We start from the raw sequence: 20,290 nt of genomic DNA, 5'->3' as shown, positions 1-20,290 counted from the left end.
GGAGAGTCATTCACCCCAATCGCTTCTTTTTCTTCTACACAGATTGTTCAACAAAAGCTCCCAACTGGGCCTTCCCCTTCCCAATCTGCACCTTCACCTGCTCAAACCCCGTACCACCATACGACTTCCTTCTCTCAACAGCCGAATACGGTGCCAAAATTGAATAAATATCCTCCTCGATCAACGAAGAAAACTCACCATACTCCTCAAGCGACACATCTTTCAGATAGCAGCCTTTTTCAATACAATACAACACAAGCTTCCCGACGATTTCATGGGCCTGTCTAAAAGGAATCCCCTTCGTCGCCAAGTAATCCGCAAGCTCTGTCGCATTGGAAAAATCATTCCCGACCGCTTCCTTCATCTGCTCACTATTCACCTTCATCGTCGAAATCATACCCGTAAAGATCTTAAGCGATCCCACCACGGTTTTCACCGTATCGAACATCCCTTCCTTGTCTTCCTGCATATCCTTGTTGTACGCAAGTGGCAGACCTTTTAACACAGTGAGAAGAGAAATGAGATTCCCATTCACCCTGCCCGTCTTTCCTCTGACAAGCTCCGCCATATCCGGGTTCTTCTTTTGAGGCATGATACTGCTTCCAGTAGTGAAACTGTCATCGAGCTCGATGAATCGGAACTCTTCCGTAGACCACAGGATCATCTCTTCCGCGAGACGGGAAAGATGGGTCATCATGATCGAGCTGTTGCTCAGGAATTCCAGGATGAAATCACGGTCACTTACGGCATCGAGACTATTTTCATAGCAAGCACCGAAGCCAAGGAGCTCAGCTGAGTATTCCCTGTCGATGGGGAATGTCGTCCCTGCCAGTGCACCTGCTCCCAATGGGGAAATATCGATTCTTTTCAAGGAATCAGCGAGTCGTTCCTTATCGCGGTTCAGCATCCAGAAATAACACATCAGATGATGAGCGAACGAGATCGGCTGGGCCCGCTGCAGATGAGTGTAGCCAGGAATGATCGTTTCTACATTCACTTCCGCCTGTACAATGATCGCTTCCTGAAGCTCCTCAACGAGCTTGACGATTTCCTCCACCCGTCTTTTTAAAAATAGATGCATATCTGTCGCCACCTGATCGTTACGGCTTCTTCCCGTGTGGAGCTTGCCACCGACCTCACCGATTAAATCGATCAGATGCTTCTCCAGATTCAAATGAATATCTTCATACTCAACGAATAACGCCAGTTCATTCTTTTCAGCCTTCCCATACAATACCTGGAGGCCATCGAGGATCTGATCGGCTTCACTGCTTGTCAGAATCCCGCACTTTTTCAACATTTTCACATGGGCGATGCTGCCTTCAATGTCTTCCAGTACGAGCTCCTGGTCGAATGAGATGGATGCATTGAATTCATCCACCCATTCTTCCGGCTTCTTGGTGAAACGTCCTCCCCACAGCTTACTCATAGAGTGACTTTCTCTTTCTTCTCAGCGTTGACCATGGAAGACACCTTCGTCGGCAGACCCCATAGTTGAATGAATCCAATGGCAGCATCGTGATCGAATTCATCCGCTTTTGTGTACGTCGCAAGATTTTCATCATACAGGGAGTTCGGTGATTTTCTTCCTTCGACGATAGCATGACCTTTGAATAATTTCACGCGAACGACACCGTTCACATACACCTGTGTTTGATCTAGGAAAGCTTTTAACGCTTTATTTAATGGAGAGAACCAAAGTCCCTCATAAATTAATTCCGTCATTTTTTTCTCGATCACCGGTTTGAAATGGGCAAGTTCCTTCACCAGTGTAAGGTCTTCCAGTTCCTTATGAGCTTTTAAAAGGGTCATGGCGGCCGGACATTCGTATACTTCACGTGACTTGATCCCGACAAGGCGGTTTTCCACATGATCGATACGGCCGACTCCGTGCTTTCCGGCCAGCACATTCAGTTTCGAAATGATTTCCTCAAGAGGATATGCCACGTGATTCAGCTCCACAGGCACCCCTTTGGAGAATGTGATTTCAACCACATCCGCTTCATTTGGTGATTCTTCGATGCTTGATGTTAGATCGTATGCATCCTCAGGTGGTGCAGTCCAAGGATTTTCAAGCACCCCGCACTCATTGCTTCTGCCCCAAAGATTCTGGTCGATGCTGTATGGTGAATCAAGATTGATGGGAATCGGAATCCCCTTATCCTTCGCATATTCGATTTCTTCTTCACGTGACCATTTCCATTCACGGACCGGCGCGATCACTTCCAATGAAGGATTCAATGCCGCGATGGACACTTCGAATCTCACCTGGTCATTTCCTTTCCCCGTGCAGCCATGTGCCACGGCCGTTGCATTTTCCTGTTCTGCGATCTCAACGAGCTTTTTCGCGATCAACGGTCTTGAGAGTGCGGACACCAGTGGGTATTTTCCTTCATACAGTGCATGACTTTGCAGGGCAAGAAGCGCGTATTCATTCGCGAACTCTTCTTTTGCATCGATAACATAGCTTTTAGACGCTCCAACCGTCAACGCTTTTTCCTGTACAAAATCAAGATCCTTTCCTTCCCCGACATCCAGGCAGCATGCAATGACTTCGTATCCTTTTTCCTTTAACCATTGAACGGCAACCGACGTATCCAAACCACCTGAGTAGGCTAATACCACTTTTTTATTCATCCGTATCTCCTCCTGTTGATTTTCTATATAAATGAATATTTATTCTTTAAGATGAATTTATATTAGCAGTTTACAAGAAATACATCAATACTTATTCATAAATTTGTATAATTATTTTATGGACAATTGGTGACATCCCCTTCGCACTGGGCTTCACGCAGAATTTATTGTAGGATGAAAGAAGAATGAAACGTAAGGAGCATCCAGATAGATGAGGAACGAATTTTTTTCATACGATTCAAGACTCGGAATCCACCTTCCATTGCAATTGAAGGAATGGCCGATGTATTCATCAGAGGAACAGGAAGTGATTCTCCTTGAGTGGGAGCGCGTCCGTGGAACGATTCCAGACCGGATCGGGGAAATTGATACAGAGATCGAGCGCCTTCAGGATGAACTGGCTGGGGAAGACGATTTTGAACGATCCTGCATGATCAATCATGAAATTTCCGAACGGGCTTCTGAAATCAATGATCTATGGCTTTGGTACCGGACCAATCCGGAAAAAACAGAAAGGGAATGATGCATTGAGCACATCATTCCCCTTTTTTATTGTTCATTTTTCTTATCGCGCAGGTAGCGGTATTGATAATATTTTTCGGCAAAATCAGTGATCTTCCTGGAAAGCTGATAATTGGATCCCGCCCCGATGGCAATGCTGACAAGAGGCAGACCCGACCACTTCTTCCCTTTGAACATGGTGATGGCCATCGCTTTCAGTGCCTGCTTCATTGAGCCTTCCAGCCAAGTATAATCCGTCAGCTGCTCTGATCCATCGTAAAAGTAATTGGAATCTTTCTTGTTCAGATCCTCCATCAGATCTTCCCACGCAAGGGCCCGGAGCCTTGCCGGCAGGGTCGCTGCATGGAACACCTTCAATGACGTCATCATTTCAAACGGCGTCTGAACATCGAATCCATACGTGATGGCGATGAGCTGCACCGAACGCAGATTGATGACGAGCATCGCCGGCAGATCCGACCCAAGAGCCACAAGCCCACCGGTACCCGTCACCCCACCTTGCAGCAGGGAGTAGATGCGATGGCGTCCCGCATGCTGTTCCGCTATGTAATGAAGCTGGTCAATCGTTAAATAGTGAAGATCCTCGACCGTCTGAATATCCTGATTGAATGCCCGCGCCGTCACAAGGATCCGCTCCCGGGCATCATTCTGCATCTGTGAACCTTGAATCAGGGAATGCATATGAAACAACCAGCCATCCAGCCGCTGAAAAAACTGATCCTGAACATCTTCAGGAATCGATTCAAACGCGTAATCCAGCCACTTCACATATGTATGCTCCAAATCATTCGCTTCATATTCATACAACTCTTCTCTCCAAGCCTTGATCGACTGCCATACCTGCTTATCTCGTTCTGACCAGTTCACTTCTCCCCACTCCTTACATTCCTTAAATTACGTATAGTATACCATATATGGAAGGGACAATTCCTTGGTGACGGGGAGAATGGTGGGAATAGTCAGTTATTTCGAGCGGAAAAGAAATGCTTTTTATAAAAAAACAGGACCGCCTCAGCGATCCCGTTTCAGATTAGATATTCCCTTTTTCCAAAACATCACGAGCAATCATGACTTCTTCATTCGTAGGAATGATCATAACTTTGACTGGTGAATGCGGATAGTTGACGAATGCTTCTTTACCACGGACCTGGTTGCGTGCCGGATCCCAGTAGACGCCCATGAATTCCAAGCCTTGAAGGACTTTTTCACGGATCAGCGTACTGTTTTCACCGATACCTGCCGTGAAGACAATCGCGTCTACACCGTACATGCGTGATGCATATGAACCGATGTATTTGTGGATACGGTTAGCGAACACTTCAAGAGCCAGTTCCGCGCGCTCGTTACCTTCTGAAGCCTGCAGCTCGATATCACGAAGGTCACTTGAGAATCCAGATACACCAAGCATACCGGATTTCTTGTTCAGGATATTTAATACTTCATCAGCCGTTGATCCTGTTTTCTCCATGATGAACGGGATAAGGGCCGGGTCAATATTACCTGAACGAGTTCCCATGGCAACACCAGCTAGTGGTGTGAAGCCCATGGACGTGTCGATGGATTTACCGCCTTCGATGGCTGCGATACTTGCACCGTTCCCTAAGTGACAAGAAATCAGGCGCACTTGTTCTTCCGGACGGCCAAGCATTTCAGCTGCACGTTGTGATACATACTTGTGGGAAGTTCCGTGGAAACCATATTTACGGATTCCGAAATCTTCATAGTACTCATACGGAAGGCTGTACAAAAATGAGCTTTCAGGCATCGTTTGGTGGAACGCTGTATCAAACACAGCAACCGCAGGAACATTCGGCAGCACGCTATGGAATGCCTTGATTCCCGTTAAGTTTGCAGGGTTATGAAGGGGCGCCAGATCAGACAGTTCCTCGATTTTCGTCACAACTTCATCTGTAATCAGAACGGAATCATTAAAGACTTCACCGCCGTGCACGACACGGTGACCGATTCCATCTATTTCATCAAGTGAGTTGATGATGCCAAAGCCTGTCAGCTTTTCAAGCAACATTTTAACCGCTACTTCATGGTTCGGGATATCCGTTACTTCTTCACGTTTCTCATCGTTCACTGTTATATTGAAAACCGCATCGTTTAATCCGATACGTTCAATTAGACCTTTGGTAATGACTGTTTCTTCAGGCATATCAAAAAGCTGAAACTTTAACGAAGAGCTTCCAGCATTAATTGCAATCACTTTTTTTGCCACGTTGTATCGCTCCTTTTGTTTTCGATCGATCGACTCTACCATTATTCTGTTCATTGAATCGTTTTTTATCTCTCAATTCCCCATTAAATCACTGACTCCACCCTATTTCAAGAAAAAGCTTGAAATGACATCGTTTTCATGTTAAATTAAATGTTTTCACAAAAGTTTGAATACGTTTTTACGAAAATTGTCGATTCATGTTGAGCGGTCGATATCTTTTGAAAAGGTCGATAATCTCCTCATTCTCTGCATACCCCCAACACCCGTCCAATAAAACACCAAAAAAAAGACCGCCCAAAGGCAGTCTTTACTTATTCTGCACAAGCCACTGATCGATCTTCGACAGGATATCCTGAAGGGCTCTTTGATTCGAAAGGCTTGGCAGTTGCGCAAGCAGTACCTCTTTAGGAGGCTTGATTCCTGTCTTTTTCTTCTGAAGGATCAGGATGCTCTTCGCCGAGTTTTTATTTTTAAACAGGGAAAGCGGCAGCTGCAGGAAGCCCTGGATGTCTGCCTTTTCTTTAAGATAACCTTGAAGTTGTGCGCTGTGCGGCGATTCGAACAGTCCGTTCGGCACGATGAAGAACAGATACCCGCCGTCTTTCGTATGCTTCAGGCTTTGTTCGATGAACAGATGGTGGGCATAGGAATGTCCTTCATCCGCTTTCAGCTCATAATCCTGGGCGCGCAGGTCGTTCGGATAATACCCGATCGGCAGGTCACAAAGCACAAGATCGACAGGATCGATGAACAATGGCTCAAGTGAGTCCTGGTTAAAGAGCTGCAATGGATGCTTCTGAAGATCCGCTCCCACATAGGCAAGCTTGATGAGGACTTCATCGATTTCGACACCGATGGACTCGGTTTCTTTACCCGGCATCTGGTTCAACACCGTCGTCAAGAGGTTCCCCGTTCCGATCGCAGGGTCAAGGACCGACAGCTTATTCATGCCCGCCGTGAATTTATTCACCAGATAGCTGATGAATAATCCAAGTGAGTCCGGGGTCATTTGATGATTCGGCTGTACGTTTTCCTTCATTCCTTTTAAAATAGCGAATTGAAACGCTTTACGGATATGTTCATTCTCAAGTTGAGATACGTTTGCTTCGTCGTACTTTTTGTTCAGGCGCTTCTTCGTCAGTTCACTGACTTCTTCCTGGAGGACGTCCCCCTGAAACAGGTTCTCACCCGTTTCGGCAACGGCTTCTAAATAACTGCAGGCAAGTTCATCCTTCAGCAGTGTGGCCGTTTCGTCGATTATTCCAAATAATGATTCGACTGGCGAATTAATCATCGGCATTCATTCCTTTATCACATTTTCATTCATCTATTGTACCTTTGTCCCAGGCGTTTGTAAAAAAACAATGCTGACCATCAATAAGTCAGGTCAGCATGCTTTTTAGAACTATTTGGTTGGGACAGGATTATTTCGCGTTTTTCACTGCTTCAACGGCAGCGTCATAATCCGGGTGGTCAGTCGCTTCGCTCACATATTCCACATACGTTACTTCATCATTGCTGTTTACAACGAATACAGCACGTGCCAGAAGACGAAGTTCCTGGATATGAACGCCGAATGCTTCACCGAAAGAAAGGTCGCGGTGATCGGAAAGGGTTTGGACATTTTCGATACCGTTCGCTCCGCACCAGCGTTTTTGTGCGAATGGAAGGTCCACTGAAATCGTCAATACTTCTACGTTATCAAATTTCGTTGCTTCTTCATTGAATTTGTGTGTCTGTGCATCACAAACACCTGTATCGATCGAAGGAACGACACTGATTAAACGTACCTTGCCCTTGGAATCATTCAGTGTGACTTCCGATAGATCATTAGCTAATACTGTGAAGTTGGGAGCTTTGTCGCCTACTTTAACCTCATTACCTAATAGAGTGACAGGGTTATTCTTAAACGTGATATTTGCCATTATTTGTTCCTCCTCTATAAATAGTATGTACCCTTTCATAGTACAGAAAAAGGAAGGAGGAAAGCAAATCATAGGGGTCCTTTTCAAAAAAAAGATGAGCTCACTCATTCGAGTAAGCTCTCAATCATTTACAGTTCCATCTTATGATTTTGATTGTGCTGTCCGTTGTTTTCCTGATTATTGCCGTCCTTTTTCATCATGCCCTGAATCTTCTCGATGGCACCAGGAGCGAGGTCCAGCAAACGATCGATCAGGTGAGTGCTTTCATCTAAATGAAGCATCTTAATTCCTTTCGAGCTGACGATCAAAAACGCGATCGGCGTAATGGAGACACCGCCCCCGCTACCTCCGCCAAACGGCTGCTGCTTAGGGGATGACTTGTCACCGCCGCCTTCTCCGCCTTTACCGCTGTCGTCTTTCCCCTTACTGTCGATGATGAACTCACTGCCGCCTGCCGCAAACCCAAAGCCTACCTTTGAAACGGTAAGGATGACGCTTCCATCGGGTGTTTCAACGGGATCACCGATAATCGTATTCACATCGATCATTTCTTTTAAATTTTCCATTGCCGTGGTCATCAGACCTTCAATCGGATGTTCTGACATGTGAAGACCTCCTAATTAGACTGATTGTTTTTCTCCAGAAATGGTGGAAAGGGGCTTTGTCTTGAACTTAGCCATACCGCCTCTCCAGTACCGAAGTATCTTGAAACCTACTAGGATAGCATTCCCTATGCGAAACTGGATAATACATGAAAATTGCGTTTGTATCACCGCATGCTGAAATGTCGGTGTCACTTCGATGACCGGCATGGATTGCAGGCGCATATATCCGCTCAGGATGCCGATGATGCTCCCTTTCATTCCCCAGATTGTCCCCGTCAACGTCCCCGTCGATGCCGCATCCCCGGTCCCGAATAAAGTCTTCCACTCGACCTGATCCAGTTTGACTTTTTTAAGAAACCCCCGCATGATCCGGTGCATGGATTGTACGTGAATGACGATTTCCTTCGTATCATGTAAACTCGCAATGAAATCATGGGGCGTAATTTTCTTTTTGGACTCCTTTTCCTTGGATGGATTGCTTTCCTTCCCCTTCTTCGTTTTTTGTTCGACGACGACATTCGGACCGTCGTCATCAAGCTTCACAAGCGGTATGTCGATCGTATATTTGATCAAACCAAACCACGCTCTCAGCTTTACCTTGAAATGATCATTGTCATTTCCATGGTATAAGGAAATCGTGACCGTCAGCTTTGTGATGATAGCAATGAATAATAGAAAAAGAATAAGTGCCGCGATAATGATTAACGTCCAGATCCACCAGCTCATACATTCACACCCTTCAACCTCTTATTATGGTCATTGTGGGGGAAAATAAACTTGAGTGGGTGGAATTTGCAGTGAAAAATAGCTTGTGCGACCTTGCCGGGTGGATGATTGCGTCGTTTTTGGATTAATTGCGTCATTTTCCCGGGGGATTGCGGCATTATTTCCTTTATTGCGTCATTTCACCCCGCAATTGCGTCTTTTACCATAAATAGGGAAACCCCCACCCCTCGCCCACAAAAAAAACAAACCCGCCCCATCAGCAGGTTTGCCTCTCTTTTTACACAGCCGGAGTAAATTCCAGCTTCTTCTTTTCCTGAACAACCGTCGTATCCGCAAACAAATCATGAATCCCTTGCTTCTTATGGGTAAAAGCCACGACTACATATAAAATAAAGACCGTCGTGGAGATGAACCGGCCGATCAGTTCCCTGAAGAGGATGGTTCCCCATGATGGCTTCGTGCCTTTCAGCTCGATGACCCGGATACCGAATACCATTTTGCCGATGGTTTGGCTGAAGTATTTCGTCATCAGGATAAAGTATCCGTAGAAAACGATGCTCGTCAGAATCGAAATCGGGGCAAACATCGAGCCGTCGGATAAAGAAATATCCAATAGTTTAAAAATCGGGTTCACGATCAGTCTCGTGATGCTTCCGATGACGATCAAGTCGACAAGATAAGCCCAGAAGCGTATCCAGAATCCTGCCAGGAAATAGCCGTCGTGGGGGGTGGTCCTTGAATAGTCAGGAGAAGAAGATTGGACTTCGATATGCTCCCGTGTTTCATTATGTTCATAGCGATCACTCACTTCATTCACCTTCCTTATTCAGAGTAGAGATACATCAATCGTGGAGAGCCCGGGTTTGATAAAAGCTTCATCAGTGCCGCCGCTTCCATATCCTGACCCATCATTTTCTTTGCACCCATACTGAAGAACTCGGAGAAAGGATCGCCCGCCGTGTATTCAAATACTTGTGCATCTTTCAATTTATAATCTTTCTTCATCGCTGCAATCGTATCTTCCACATAGCCGAATTCATCAATCAGATTGACTTCCTTCGCCTGGATTCCATCGTACACACGTCCGTCGGCAATCTTCTTCACTTCCGCTTCAGACATATCACGGCCTTTCGCGATAACATCCACGAAACCTTCATACGAATTGTCGATCATCGACTGAATGATCTTTCGTTCTTCATCGGTCATTTTACGTGTTGGACTCATAATATCCTTATACGGTCCACTTTTGATCGTGACGAAATCGACGCCGTATTTCTCTGCGAGTTCCGAGTAGTTGATGCTGTGCATGATGACTCCAAGTGAACCAGTAAGCGTTTCTTTGCTGGCAAAAATCTTCGTGGCAGGAGCCGATATGTAATAGCCGCCGGATGCCGCCGTACCGCCCATCGATACATAGATCGGTTTTTTCGTCTTCTCCATGATTTCCACAAGCTTCGAGTGGATCTGTGCACTTTCCACTACCCCGCCGCCTGGGGAATTCACTTTTAAAATGATCCCTTTGACAGATTTGTCTTTTTCAACGGCATCAAGCTTATCCATAAAGAGCTCGTGGTTATAGCCCGGGCTTTCAAATAAGGAACTTGCACCACCCGTATCCTGGATGACACCTTCCACTTCAAGGACCGCGATCCGTTTATTCGCATTCCCTTCATCGATGATTTCCTCGGAGAATGGAGTGTCCGTCCCTCCGAACATGTCTTCAAATGCCTTATTAACATCGCTTGTCACAGCAGAGGTCGCAAAGTTGACGATTACCGAAACAAAGAATAATGCGCCAGCGATTCCTAATGCCGTCCACCTTTTTGCATTCATCTGTATATTCCTCCCTCGTTTACCCTATCTTATGTAAGGATATGAATATCATTCTCATGGTGAAACATGATAGAATATTCACTAAGTTAGATTCTAGCAAAATTTCATGTAAATGGGAAAAATTATCTTTTATCCTGGGAGGTACATACGATGAATAACCGTCGAAATATCTTTTTCTATAGCCTTCACCAAGAAGGAATGCAGGCCAAACTTGATCAATTATATGAACTGGCAAAGCGTTATGATTTCAATATAGTAGAATCTTCGAAGAACGCGAACATCATCGTCAGCATTGGAGGAGACGGAACATTCCTCCAGGCCGTCCGTCAAACCGGTTTCAGGGAGGACTGCCTGTATGCAGGTATTTCAACCGGCGGTACGTTAAGCATGTACTGTGACTTCCATATTGATGACACATCCAAGATGATTGAAGCCATGACAACAGAGCAGATCGAAGTACGCAAATACCCGACCATCGAAGTGACTGTCGACAACCAGACGTCCTTTCACTGCCTGAATGAATTCAGCATCCGCTCCGGCATCATCAAAACCTTCGTCATGGACGTCTTCATCGACGACAAACATTTCGAAACGTTCCGGGGCGACGGCATGATCTTCGCCACCCCGACGGGAAGCACCGCTTACAATAAATCCGTCAACGGTGCCGTTGTCGATCCGATGCTCCCTTGCATCCAGGTGAGCGAAATGGCTTCCCTGAATAATAACCGCTACCGTACACTCGGTTCTTCCTTCATCTTGAGCGGAAAGCGCCGACTCGTACTAAAGATCGTCCAGGACGGAAACGACTACCCTGCCATGGGAATGGACAATGAGGCTTTGAGTATTCAGCACGTGGAAAAAGTCGAAGCCAAACTGAGTGACAAGGTCATTAAAACGGTAAAATTGAAGGATAACTCGTTCTGGGAGAAAGTGAAGCGGTCGTTTTTGTAGGTTGAATGGGTTCTGAAAAAGAGATTTTTTGGGTGGATGACAATGCTAACTAAAACCCAAACAAAAACGCTCCAGTCAAAAAGACTGGAGCGTTTTTCATCATGCCGATAATCTGGCATCCCGTCGGCGTTTCCTTGCATACTGCACACGCGATGCGGTGAAGACCGTCAAGGCAAGCCAGATGAACATGAACGAAACGAGATGGGTAACAGAAAACTCTTCATGATACATGAATATACCGAGAATCAACGTGATCGTCGGGGCGATATATTGCAGAAATCCGACCATGTATAGAGGGATCTGCTGGGCACCCTTGGAGAAGAACAATAATGGAATCGCAGTTGCTGCCCCGGCTCCCATTAGTAGAAGGTCCGTCCCTACTGAAACGTGGAAGAGGGAAAGGGTTCCTTCTTGGTACATGTAGCCAAGGTAGATCAGGGATAGTGGTGCGATGGTCATCGTTTCGAGTGTGAGGCCGATGGATGATTCCACCTGGATGAGCTTTTTGGCTAATCCGTATAGGCCGAATGAGAAAGCGAGACCGATGGCGATCCAGGGAAATTCCCCGTATGAAAGAGTCAGGATCAGCACCCCGATGGCGGCTAATCCAAAGGAAATGATCTGTGCCTTCGAAAGGCTTTCCTTCAGGATGAATACGCCCAGCAGCACGCTGACGAGTGGATTGATATAGTAGCCCAGGCTTGCTTCCACCATCTGATTCGTATTCACGGCCCATATGTAGATAAACCAGTTCGTACTGATCAGAAGTGAAGCAAGCAGCAAAGCGAATAACTGCTTCTTTTTGGTTAGAGATGTTTTCAGATAGTTGGTGAATTCCTTCCAACGCTTGCTGACGAACAAGAATAGAAGCATGAACCAGAACGACCAAAAGATGCGGTTGGCGAGGATTTCATCTGCCGACACATGATTAACCCATTTCCAATAGATCGGCAGAATTCCCCATAATAAGTATGAAAATGCCGTATACAGAATCCCGGCTTGATCTTGCTTCATAAAAAACACCCCCAAAACTATTTCTATTTCCGAAATATCTCTATTATATCGGTGAACAGTTTTAGGGGCAATGATTATTTATTTTTTTTATAAACGATGGTCTCGTCAACGATCGTCATATCGACGACTTTGCCAAGTATTTGGTCCGTTTCGACGGTGAATGGATCGATATCCAAGACGGTGAAGTCTGCTGTGTACCCTTCACGGATCTCTCCTCGATCTTGCTCATGGTGACAGGCATATGCGCTTCCCTTCGTGAAAAGGGATATCGCTTCATACATCGTCAGCTTTTCTTCCGGACGATACACGGTCCTCTCAGAGTCCAGCGGGTTCGTGCGAGTAACCGCCGCATGGATTCCCCAGAGTGGATTGATCGGTTCGATCGGGGCATCCGATCCGCCTGCACACGGGATGCCTACGTCAAGGAGCGTTTTCCACGCATAGTTGTACTTCATGTTTTCTTTTCCCAGTCGTTCAACGACCCATGGGAAATCCGATGCCACAAACCTCGGTTGAATATCCAGGATGAGGGGCAGCCCTTTGATCTTCTCGATCAGTTCTTTGCGGAGGATCTGGGCATGGATGAGACGATCCCGCCTGCCATGAAGGGTCGGCGCCTCCAGGATGCTGTCGACGACATTTTCAAATGCCTGATCCCCGATCGTATGGACGGCGATCGGCAGTTCATACTTCCTTGCTTTTTTCACAAGTTCCAGAAGTCGTTCGTTCGTGTGGATGCTGACTCCCGTCGTGCTTGGATCATCGGCGTACGGATAGCTCAAGAGTGCCGTCCTGCCACCCAATGCACCATCGGCAAAAATTTTCATGGCGCCGAATTCAATGAATTCATTTCCGCTCAGGAACTGATGACCATCTTCCTTCCAGTCTTCAATCACTTCATGATGGACGAGAAGATGGGCCCTGAATTTTCTCTTGCCTTCATTGATGGTCTCAAGGAACGCATTGTATGTTTTCTTGAAATTCCCATAATAGCTCAGGTCCTCTGTATGACCGCCGACCAATCCATGCTCCCAGCAGCTTTCGATTCCTTTGGTCAGGGCTTCGACGAGATACTCGGAAGAAATGGCAGGCAGGGCATCGACCATCAGATCCTGTGCCTTATCCTTCAATAAACCATTCAATCCGCCTTCATCATCTCGTTCGATCAAGCCGCCTGCTGGATTCGGGGTGTTCTCGTCGATGCCTGCATGTTTGAAGGCAAGTGAATTCACCACCATGGCGTGCCGGCAGATCCGTTTTAGAAGCACAGGATGGTTCGGAACGACTCCATCGATTTCCTGCTTGGTCAAAACCGCTGCATCGCTCCAAAGATTCTCATTCCAGCCTTCCCCGATGATCCATTTTCCTTCTTCGACGCCTTGGGCTTTTTCCTTGATGGCCTCCAGCACTTCCCGCTTGCTGTTCATACTGGAAAGATCAAGCCTCATCAGCGTCTCACCGTGACCGATGAGATGCATGTGACTGTCAACAAACCCCGGGAACATGATCTTGTTCTCTAAATCAACGACTGAATCAATCGTAAACTTTTGCTCCAGTTCTTCCGAAGTCCCCAAGCCTTTGATCTGGCCATTCTCTGTAAAAACCGCTTCCACATGATGTCCTTCGTGCTGCATTGTATAGATGGTGCCGTTTCTCCATAAAGTACCCATGATGCATTTCCTTCTTTCCTAAAAGTCTATTTCTCAAATGTATCATATTATAGGAAGATTCTGAAATGATAAAACCAAAAAAAATAGAGAGCCTTGATGGCCCCCTATCCGTGATTAATTTTTCACTGAACTCAGTTCTTTTTGTCTCAATTCGATTCTTCTGATTTTTCCTGATGTTGTTTTCGGCAGTTCCTTCACAAATTCAATCTTGCGTGGATATTTGTAAGGGGCCGTTAAGTCTTTCACATGCTGCTGAAGGGAAGGAATGAGATCGGGATCCTCCTGATTCACCTCTTCACGTAAGACGACAAACGCCTTTACGATCAGCCCCCTTACTTCATCGGGACTTCCGACGACGGCACATTCCTGAACCGATGGATGCTTCACGAGGGCATCTTCCACTTCAAAAGGTCCGATCGTGTAACCTGAGCTGATGATGATATCGTCCCCACGTCCTTCAAACCAGAAGTAGCCGTCTTCATCCTTCTTCGCTTTATCTCCCGTAATATAGTAATCTCCCCTGAACTGCATGGCCGTCCGTTCGGGATCTTTATAATAATTTTTGAACAGGGCAGGCGTTTCTACGTGAACCGCGATGTCTCCCACTTCGCCTACTTCACAAGGGTAACCTTCATCATTGATGATTTCGACACGATTCCCAGGGGTCGGTTTCCCCATGGAGCCCGGTTTCAGTTCCATCCCTTTCATGATTCCGACAAGGAGGGTATTCTCCGTTTGACCGTAGCCGTCACGGACTTCGATCTCGAAGTGTCTCTTGAAGGCATCGATGACCTCCCTGTTAAGCGGCTCACCTGCCGACACGGCGCTGTGCAGGTGAGCGAGCTTATATGTTCCCAAATTATCGACTTTTGCCATCAGGCGATACTCTGTAGGCGTACAGCATAGGACGTTGACATGATTATCCTCGAGCATCTGAAGATATTTGTTCGGATCGAATTTTCCTTGGTACACAAGACCTGTGGCACCTGAACCGAGGACAGACAGGAACGGACTCCAGATCCACTTTTGCCAGCCGGGACCTGCTGTTGCCCAAACCGTATCTCCTTCTTCGATGCAAAGCCATTCACGTGCCGCTGTTTTCAGGTGAGCAAAGGCCCATCCGTGGGTGTGGACAACCCCTTTCGGATTCCCCGTCGTTCCTGACGTATATGAAAGGAAGGCCATATCGTCCCTTTGCGTATCAGCGAATGCCAGATCCTCTGAGGCAGATTTCATTTCTTCTTCAATGGCAATCCAGCCGTCCTGCCCTTCCCCTACTACGAACTTCTTGAGATTATCCATGCCCCTTACGTTTTCAAACTGCTCGACGAAAGGAGAATACGCTACAATCCCTTTCACATCCCCGTGATCGATCCGGTATTCAAGATCCTTTGTCCGCAGCATCTCAGAGCTTGGTATCACGACAAGCCCGGATTTCAGTGCAGCAAGATAAACAGCATATGCCTCTATTAAGCGGGGAACCATGACAAGGATGACATCCCCTTTTTCAAGGCCCTCTCCTAAGAAAACGTTTCCAATTTTATTTACATTCTTTAATAATTGTTTGTATGTAATGTCTTCTTTTTTACCTTCTTCATTTTCCCACTTGATGGCAAGCTTTTCTTCACCACTTGCAAACTTCTCAACTTCTTCCACCAAATTATACTTTTCCGGTGCGATCAATTCTTCCCTTTTCACTTATGACTCCCCCTTGTTTGTCGATTCATCTCTATTATACAAAATAATTTAAATTTTTTAAATTATTTGTTATATTTTGCTCAGAAGCAAAATATGAGGATTTTCGACAAACAAAGAAAAGGAGCGGGGAAGCCCGCTCCTTGTAGCCATTGTATTTAATTATTTTGAAAATCCGCCACCGATTTGTTGTTCAGCCATTTGAACTAAACGTTTAGTGATTTCACCACCTACAGAACCGTTAGCGCGTGCTGTTGCATCTGCACCAAGTTGAACTCCGAATTCAGAAGCGATTTCGTATTTCATTTGGTCGATTGCTTGTTGAGCTCCTGGAGCTACTAATTGATTTGAACTGTTGTTGTTTGCCATGTGTTTTCACCTCCTTGTTGAATATAGATTGTGTAAAAACACATGGCTTCATACAGTTATTTTCTTTGGTAAATTATCCTAAATTTTAGAGTAATTCGTCAAACGCTTTTTCTACATTCGAGACTGTAGAAACGTCGATTGTCATCGTTTCTGTACCGTCTACAGCTTCTTTAATGAGGGTCTCGAAATCAACGAAGCTTTCATAGTACTCCACTTTTTCTTTTTTAGGTCTTGTTTTCGGTGCAGGCGGTGTGAAGATCGTACAGCAGTCTTCGTAAGGCAGTATCGAAATATCATGGGTATCGATTCTTTGCGCGATATCGATAATTTCAAGCTTGTCCATGGCAATGAGCGGTCGTAACACCGGTGTATTTGTGACATCGTTAATCGCCTGCATGCTCTCAAGCGTCTGACTCGCCACCTGGCCGAGGCTTTCCCCGGTAATGAGTGCCAGTCCTTCATTCTTCTCGCGGATTTGATCCGCGATCCTGAGCATCATCCGTCGTGTTGACGTCATCGTATAATTTTCAGGAACCTGATCATGAATCGTTTGCTGCACTTTCGTAAATGGGACGATGTGAAGCTTCACTTTTCCGCTGAAGGCAGAGAGCTTCTTCGAAAGGTCGATTACCTTTTGCTTCGCCCGTTCACTTGTAAACGGAGGGCTGTGAAAATGGACGGCTTCGATCTCCACTCCTCTTTTCATCGTCAGATAACCTGCGACAGGACTGTCGATTCCGCCTGAAAGCATCAGCATCGCTTTCCCGCTCGCCCCTACCGGCATCCCGGTGGACCCTTGATAAATTTCAGAAGAAAGATAAACGCCTTCTTTCCTGACTTCCACATTCAGTTGAATATCGGGATTCTTTACATCCACCTTCAATCCGTCCAAATTGCGAAGGATATAGGACCCTACTTCATAGTTTAATTCATTCGTGTCGAGTTCAAACTTCTTATCCGCTCTTCTGGCAGCCACTTTAAAGGTTTTGCCAGGGGAAAAGCTCTTTTCGACGAGAGCAAGTCCTGCCTTCATGATGTCCTCCATGTTTTGAGGGACTTTGACGACTGGACTGAACGATTGGATCCCGAAGATTTTCTCAAGTCTCGGAATGATTTCCTCTGCGTTTTCGTCTCCCAATTGAATGTGGAGGCGATCCCGGCTCGCTGCAACGGAGACCGTCGGGAAATCCTTCAGCGTGTGCAGGATATTTTCACGGAGCTTGGCTGTGAACATCTTACGGTTTCTTCCTTTGGTTGAAATTTCACCGTATCGTACGAGTATGCGATTATATTTCATCTTGATCTCCTCATTGTATGTTGTAAGTATTGAATTTCTTTTTTTAGTAATACAATAAATTCTTTGCATTCCTTCATCGTATTATGGAAGGACAGGCTGATCCGGATCGAATTGCCGGCAAGGTGTTCCCGTACACCCATGGATAAAAGGGTCTGACTGGGCTTGCTTTGCTTTGATGAACAAGCGCTTGTCGTCGATACATACACTTCATGCCGGTCGAGGGAGTGAATGAGTACTTCCCCTTTAAAATCCGCCACTGAAAAATTCAGTATATGGGGGGCGTGATCCCGTACCGGTGTATGAACCGTGACACCTTCGATTTTCTCCAGCTCTTCCCTCAGATATTGTTGATTTTCTTCCATTATAACCAACTTCTGTTTACTTTCTTCCAAATGCATCCGGAGTGCCTTGGCGAAGGATACGATACCGCCGGTGTTTTCCGTGCCGCTTCGCAGGTTCCCCTCCTGTTCGCCACCGGAAAGAATAGGCGAAATCTCAAGTCCGTCCCTCACAAATAGCATACCGGTCCCTTTGATGCCATGGATTTTATGAGCGGATAGGCTGCATAAATCGATGAGCTTTTCGTCGAGAATAAGGGGGACCTTCCCACATGCCTGTACGGCATCGACATGAAAGAGGATCTTGGGATAATCATTCAGGATCTCAGCAATCTCCCTGATCGGCTGCACGCTGCCGATTTCATTATTCACCTGCATCACCGAAACAAGAATCGTGTCATCCTGGATCGCCTCTTTCAATTCTGAGGGACGGACCTTGCCCGCTGCATCGACATCAAGATAGGTCGTTGTGTATCCAAACACCTCTAACTGCTTAAAGGCATTGATGACGGAAGGATGCTCAATCCTGGTCGTTATGATATGTTTCCCTCTGTGACCATATTGCAGAGCGGTTCCTTTTATCGCCAAATTATTTGATTCAGTCCCGCCTGAGGTGAAGAATACCTCTTTTGACTTTATACCTAATAGGGAAGCGATCTGCTCCCTGGATTGTTGAACTAACTTTTCCACCTGACCACCGAACGAATGGATGGACGATGGATTGGCATAATAGCTTTCATTTACTTTCAGGAATGTGTCAAGGACTTCCTTATATGGCTTGGTTGTCGCACTATTATCAAAATAGATCAAGTTTACACCTTCTTTTACATGACGCTTTATACTCAATCATTAATCTTACCATAAATCCTTCCCATCCCAAATGAAATTCATTTTGGTGCAAGGATTTATTATAGTAGAAAAGCGATTTATCACATCAATCAAAAAAATTTTTTCATTTTCCAAAAATTATTATTGAAAAATGACAGAATTTTTGCGAGAATCTAGAAGGTAACTGAAAGCGAAGTTATTTAAATATACTAAATTGTAAGACTATTTAGTTTTTCGACATTTTTCTACAAACTTATGATAAGATATTTTTTGCTTATGATAACGATTACAAACGGAGGGGTATATATGAACGAGAAAGCGCTATCATTCAGTCAGATCTTGACGATTGGATTAATGCTCTTCGCTCTTTTTCTCGGAGCAGGGAATATGATCTTCCCGCCATTCCTGGGACAGCAGGCAGGAGAACATGTCTGGACCGGTATCATCGGCTTTCTTATTACAGGAGTGGGGCTTCCACTACTCGGAGTCATCGCCATCGCGAAGTCCGGAGGGGATCTTCAGACACTTGCAAGCCGCGTACATCCATTATTCGGACTTATCTTTACCATTGTTATGTACCTGGCGATTGGGCCGTTCTTCGGCATTCCACGAACCGGAACCGTCGCCTATGAAATCGGGGTCATCCCATTTTTGCCTGAAGATACAGCGAAATACGGCGTTTCTTTACTGATTTATACGATTATCTTCTTTGGATTGACGGCATGGCTTGCGATGAATCCGTCAAAGCTTGTGGACCGAATCGGAAAAATTTTGACTCCTTCCCTAATCCTAATCCTAACGATCCTAGTGGTCAAAAGCATCATCAGTCCGATGGGAGACTTCGGCACTCCGCATGAAGCCTATCAGGATGGACCATTATTCAAGGGATTCATCGAGGGTTACCTGACGATGGATACGATCGCTGCTTTAGTGTTCGGGATCGTCGTCATCAATTCCATTAAAGACCGCGGTGTCACCAATAAATCCAGCTTGACGCGCATCACGATCATTGCAGGATTCATTGCCGCCGCAGGACTAGCCCTTGTGTATTTATCTTTAAGCTATATCGGTGCGAGCAGTATGGATTCCATCGGCGCTCAGGCAAACGGTGGAGCGATCCTTTCGGCTGCAGCGAGCCATTTATTCGGTTCAATGGGGACAGTCATCCTGGGACTTGCGATTACGTTTGCGTGCATTACGACATCAGTCGGACTTGTGTCGGCATGCTCACAATTTTTCGCCAAAATCCTGCCGGTATCCTATCCTAAATTGGTGATCATCATTTCACTGTTCAGCATGACCATCGCCAATATCGGATTGACTCAGTTGATTGCCGTCTCTTTACCTGTTCTAATCTTCATTTATCCATTGGCGATCGTACTGATTCTTCTTTCATTCATGCATAATGGATTTAACGGTTACTCCCTTGTGTATGTAGGGGCATTGATTCCGACGGGTCTGATCAGTTTGATCGATGGCATCAAGACCGCTGGCGTTGACGTGACGGCCATCAGCCAATCCCTCCAATTCCTTCCGTTCTATACTCAAGGAATCGGCTGGATCGTTCCGGCTATGATCGGTGCCATCATCGGATTCGTGATTGCCTTACTCGCAGGACAAACCAAACGGACAATTGAAGCCAGTTGAAGCCGCCTT

Annotated in this window: 19 protein-coding genes; 3 read left to right on the top strand and 16 right to left on the bottom strand. The window is 45.9% G+C overall.

Going from position 1 to position 20,290, the window contains the following annotated elements:
* Positions 1 to 34: 34 nt before the first annotated feature.
* Both argH and ATG71_RS09510 read right to left on the bottom strand, forming a co-directional pair.
* Complete coding sequence (gene argH / locus ATG71_RS09515; protein ID WP_098439380.1) at positions 35 to 1,429, bottom strand: argininosuccinate lyase; 1,395 nt, start codon at positions 1,427 to 1,429, stop codon at positions 35 to 37.
* The gene (locus ATG71_RS09510; protein ID WP_098439379.1) at positions 1,426 to 2,637 is read right to left on the bottom strand and encodes an argininosuccinate synthase; all 1,212 of its coding nucleotides are present in this window, start codon (positions 2,635 to 2,637) and stop codon (positions 1,426 to 1,428) included. Before ATG71_RS09510 ends, argH begins: the two co-directional genes overlap by 4 nt.
* Positions 2,638 to 2,848: 211 nt before the next feature.
* Here ATG71_RS09510 and ATG71_RS09505 point away from each other — a divergent pair, with 211 nt between their 5' ends.
* The gene (locus ATG71_RS09505; RefSeq protein WP_098439378.1) at positions 2,849 to 3,160 is read left to right on the top strand and encodes a hypothetical protein; all 312 of its coding nucleotides are present in this window, start codon (positions 2,849 to 2,851) and stop codon (positions 3,158 to 3,160) included.
* 26 nt (positions 3,161 to 3,186) lie between these two features.
* On the opposite strand, the gene ATG71_RS09500 is transcribed toward ATG71_RS09505, so the two are convergent.
* The 8 genes from ATG71_RS09500 to sppA form a co-directional block, all read right to left on the bottom strand.
* Positions 3,187 to 4,026: an EcsC family protein gene (locus ATG71_RS09500; protein WP_098439377.1), complete on the bottom strand. Its 840-nt coding sequence runs from the start codon at positions 4,024 to 4,026 to the stop codon at positions 3,187 to 3,189.
* Between the two features lie 163 nt (positions 4,027 to 4,189).
* A complete protein-coding gene (locus ATG71_RS09495; RefSeq protein WP_286162959.1) occupies positions 4,190 to 5,383 on the bottom strand; it encodes an acetate kinase in 1,194 nt (397 codons plus the stop codon).
* 307 nt (positions 5,384 to 5,690) lie between these two features.
* Positions 5,691 to 6,674: a class I SAM-dependent methyltransferase gene (locus tag ATG71_RS09490; protein WP_098441777.1), complete on the bottom strand. Its 984-nt coding sequence runs from the start codon at positions 6,672 to 6,674 to the stop codon at positions 5,691 to 5,693.
* Between the two features lie 133 nt (positions 6,675 to 6,807).
* On the bottom strand, positions 6,808 to 7,308 hold the full coding sequence (gene tpx, locus ATG71_RS09485; protein WP_098439376.1) for a thiol peroxidase: 501 nt from the start codon (positions 7,306 to 7,308) through the stop codon (positions 6,808 to 6,810).
* A 128-nt stretch (positions 7,309 to 7,436) separates the two neighbouring features.
* On the bottom strand, positions 7,437 to 7,913 hold the full coding sequence (gene ytfJ / locus ATG71_RS09480; protein ID WP_098439375.1) for a GerW family sporulation protein: 477 nt from the start codon (positions 7,911 to 7,913) through the stop codon (positions 7,437 to 7,439).
* Between the two features lie 15 nt (positions 7,914 to 7,928).
* Positions 7,929 to 8,639: a DUF2953 domain-containing protein gene (locus ATG71_RS09475; protein ID WP_098439374.1), complete on the bottom strand. Its 711-nt coding sequence runs from the start codon at positions 8,637 to 8,639 to the stop codon at positions 7,929 to 7,931.
* A gap of 277 nt (positions 8,640 to 8,916) precedes the next feature.
* Complete coding sequence (locus ATG71_RS09470; RefSeq protein WP_286163128.1) at positions 8,917 to 9,348, bottom strand: RDD family protein; 432 nt, start codon at positions 9,346 to 9,348, stop codon at positions 8,917 to 8,919.
* A 113-nt stretch (positions 9,349 to 9,461) separates the two neighbouring features.
* Complete coding sequence (gene sppA / locus ATG71_RS09465; protein WP_098439372.1) at positions 9,462 to 10,472, bottom strand: signal peptide peptidase SppA; 1,011 nt, start codon at positions 10,470 to 10,472, stop codon at positions 9,462 to 9,464.
* A 150-nt stretch (positions 10,473 to 10,622) separates the two neighbouring features.
* Between sppA and ATG71_RS09460 the strand changes: the two genes are divergently transcribed.
* Positions 10,623 to 11,423 (top strand): NAD kinase, encoded by an 801-nt coding sequence (locus tag ATG71_RS09460; protein ID WP_098439371.1) that lies wholly within the window; start codon positions 10,623 to 10,625, stop codon positions 11,421 to 11,423.
* 99 nt (positions 11,424 to 11,522) lie between these two features.
* On the opposite strand, the gene rarD is transcribed toward ATG71_RS09460, so the two are convergent.
* The 6 genes from rarD to ATG71_RS09430 all read right to left on the bottom strand — a co-directional run bounded on the left by rarD (position 11,523) and on the right by ATG71_RS09430 (position 18,616).
* Positions 11,523 to 12,437: an EamA family transporter RarD gene (gene rarD / locus ATG71_RS09455; protein WP_098439370.1), complete on the bottom strand. Its 915-nt coding sequence runs from the start codon at positions 12,435 to 12,437 to the stop codon at positions 11,523 to 11,525.
* Between the two features lie 74 nt (positions 12,438 to 12,511).
* Positions 12,512 to 14,107 (bottom strand): amidohydrolase, encoded by a 1,596-nt coding sequence (locus ATG71_RS09450; RefSeq protein WP_098439369.1) that lies wholly within the window; start codon positions 14,105 to 14,107, stop codon positions 12,512 to 12,514.
* Between the two features lie 114 nt (positions 14,108 to 14,221).
* Positions 14,222 to 15,805: an acyl-CoA synthetase MbcS gene (mbcS, locus tag ATG71_RS09445; protein WP_098439368.1), complete on the bottom strand. Its 1,584-nt coding sequence runs from the start codon at positions 15,803 to 15,805 to the stop codon at positions 14,222 to 14,224.
* 159 nt (positions 15,806 to 15,964) lie between these two features.
* Positions 15,965 to 16,171: an alpha/beta-type small acid-soluble spore protein gene (locus ATG71_RS09440; protein WP_098439367.1), complete on the bottom strand. Its 207-nt coding sequence runs from the start codon at positions 16,169 to 16,171 to the stop codon at positions 15,965 to 15,967.
* Between the two features lie 85 nt (positions 16,172 to 16,256).
* Positions 16,257 to 17,468, bottom strand: coding sequence for a tRNA uracil 4-sulfurtransferase ThiI (gene thiI / locus ATG71_RS09435; protein WP_098439366.1), 1,212 nt, complete (start codon positions 17,466 to 17,468; stop codon positions 16,257 to 16,259).
* The gene (locus ATG71_RS09430; protein ID WP_098439365.1) at positions 17,465 to 18,616 is read right to left on the bottom strand and encodes a cysteine desulfurase family protein; all 1,152 of its coding nucleotides are present in this window, start codon (positions 18,614 to 18,616) and stop codon (positions 17,465 to 17,467) included. The genes thiI and ATG71_RS09430 overlap by 4 nt, the downstream gene beginning before the upstream one ends.
* A gap of 324 nt (positions 18,617 to 18,940) precedes the next feature.
* On the opposite strand from ATG71_RS09430, the gene brnQ reads away from it, so the two are divergent.
* Positions 18,941 to 20,281: a branched-chain amino acid transport system II carrier protein gene (gene brnQ, locus ATG71_RS09425; protein WP_098439364.1), complete on the top strand. Its 1,341-nt coding sequence runs from the start codon at positions 18,941 to 18,943 to the stop codon at positions 20,279 to 20,281.
* Positions 20,282 to 20,290 lie beyond the last annotated feature (9 nt).

Source organism: Bacillus sp. es.034, from assembly GCF_002563655.1.
Lineage (GTDB): Bacteria > Bacillota > Bacilli > Bacillales > Bacillaceae_B > Rossellomorea.
The sequence above is the reverse complement of the archived record's forward strand: the minus strand, read 5'-3'. Positions and strand labels throughout refer to the sequence as shown.

Excerpts from the sequence above, each read along its gene's own strand:
- argH (WP_098439380.1), bottom strand. The coding sequence starts at position 1,429 with ATGAGTAAGCTGTGGGGAGGACGTTTCACCAAGAAGCCGGAAGAATGG.
- ATG71_RS09510 (WP_098439379.1), bottom strand. The coding sequence starts at position 2,637 with ATGAATAAAAAAGTGGTATTAGCCTACTCAGGTGGTTTGGATACGTCG.
- ATG71_RS09505 (WP_098439378.1), top strand. The coding sequence starts at position 2,849 with ATGAGGAACGAATTTTTTTCATACGATTCAAGACTCGGAATCCACCTT.
- tpx (WP_098439376.1), bottom strand. The coding sequence starts at position 7,308 with ATGGCAAATATCACGTTTAAGAATAACCCTGTCACTCTATTAGGTAAT.
- ytfJ (WP_098439375.1), bottom strand. The coding sequence starts at position 7,913 with ATGTCAGAACATCCGATTGAAGGTCTGATGACCACGGCAATGGAAAAT.
- ATG71_RS09475 (WP_098439374.1), bottom strand. The coding sequence starts at position 8,639 with ATGAGCTGGTGGATCTGGACGTTAATCATTATCGCGGCACTTATTCTT.
- sppA (WP_098439372.1), bottom strand. The coding sequence starts at position 10,472 with ATGAATGCAAAAAGGTGGACGGCATTAGGAATCGCTGGCGCATTATTC.
- ATG71_RS09460 (WP_098439371.1), top strand. The coding sequence starts at position 10,623 with ATGAATAACCGTCGAAATATCTTTTTCTATAGCCTTCACCAAGAAGGA.
- rarD (WP_098439370.1), bottom strand. The coding sequence starts at position 12,437 with ATGAAGCAAGATCAAGCCGGGATTCTGTATACGGCATTTTCATACTTA.
- ATG71_RS09450 (WP_098439369.1), bottom strand. The coding sequence starts at position 14,107 with ATGGGTACTTTATGGAGAAACGGCACCATCTATACAATGCAGCACGAA.
- ATG71_RS09440 (WP_098439367.1), bottom strand. The coding sequence starts at position 16,171 with ATGGCAAACAACAACAGTTCAAATCAATTAGTAGCTCCAGGAGCTCAA.
- thiI (WP_098439366.1), bottom strand. The coding sequence starts at position 17,468 with ATGAAATATAATCGCATACTCGTACGATACGGTGAAATTTCAACCAAA.
- brnQ (WP_098439364.1), top strand. The coding sequence starts at position 18,941 with ATGAACGAGAAAGCGCTATCATTCAGTCAGATCTTGACGATTGGATTA.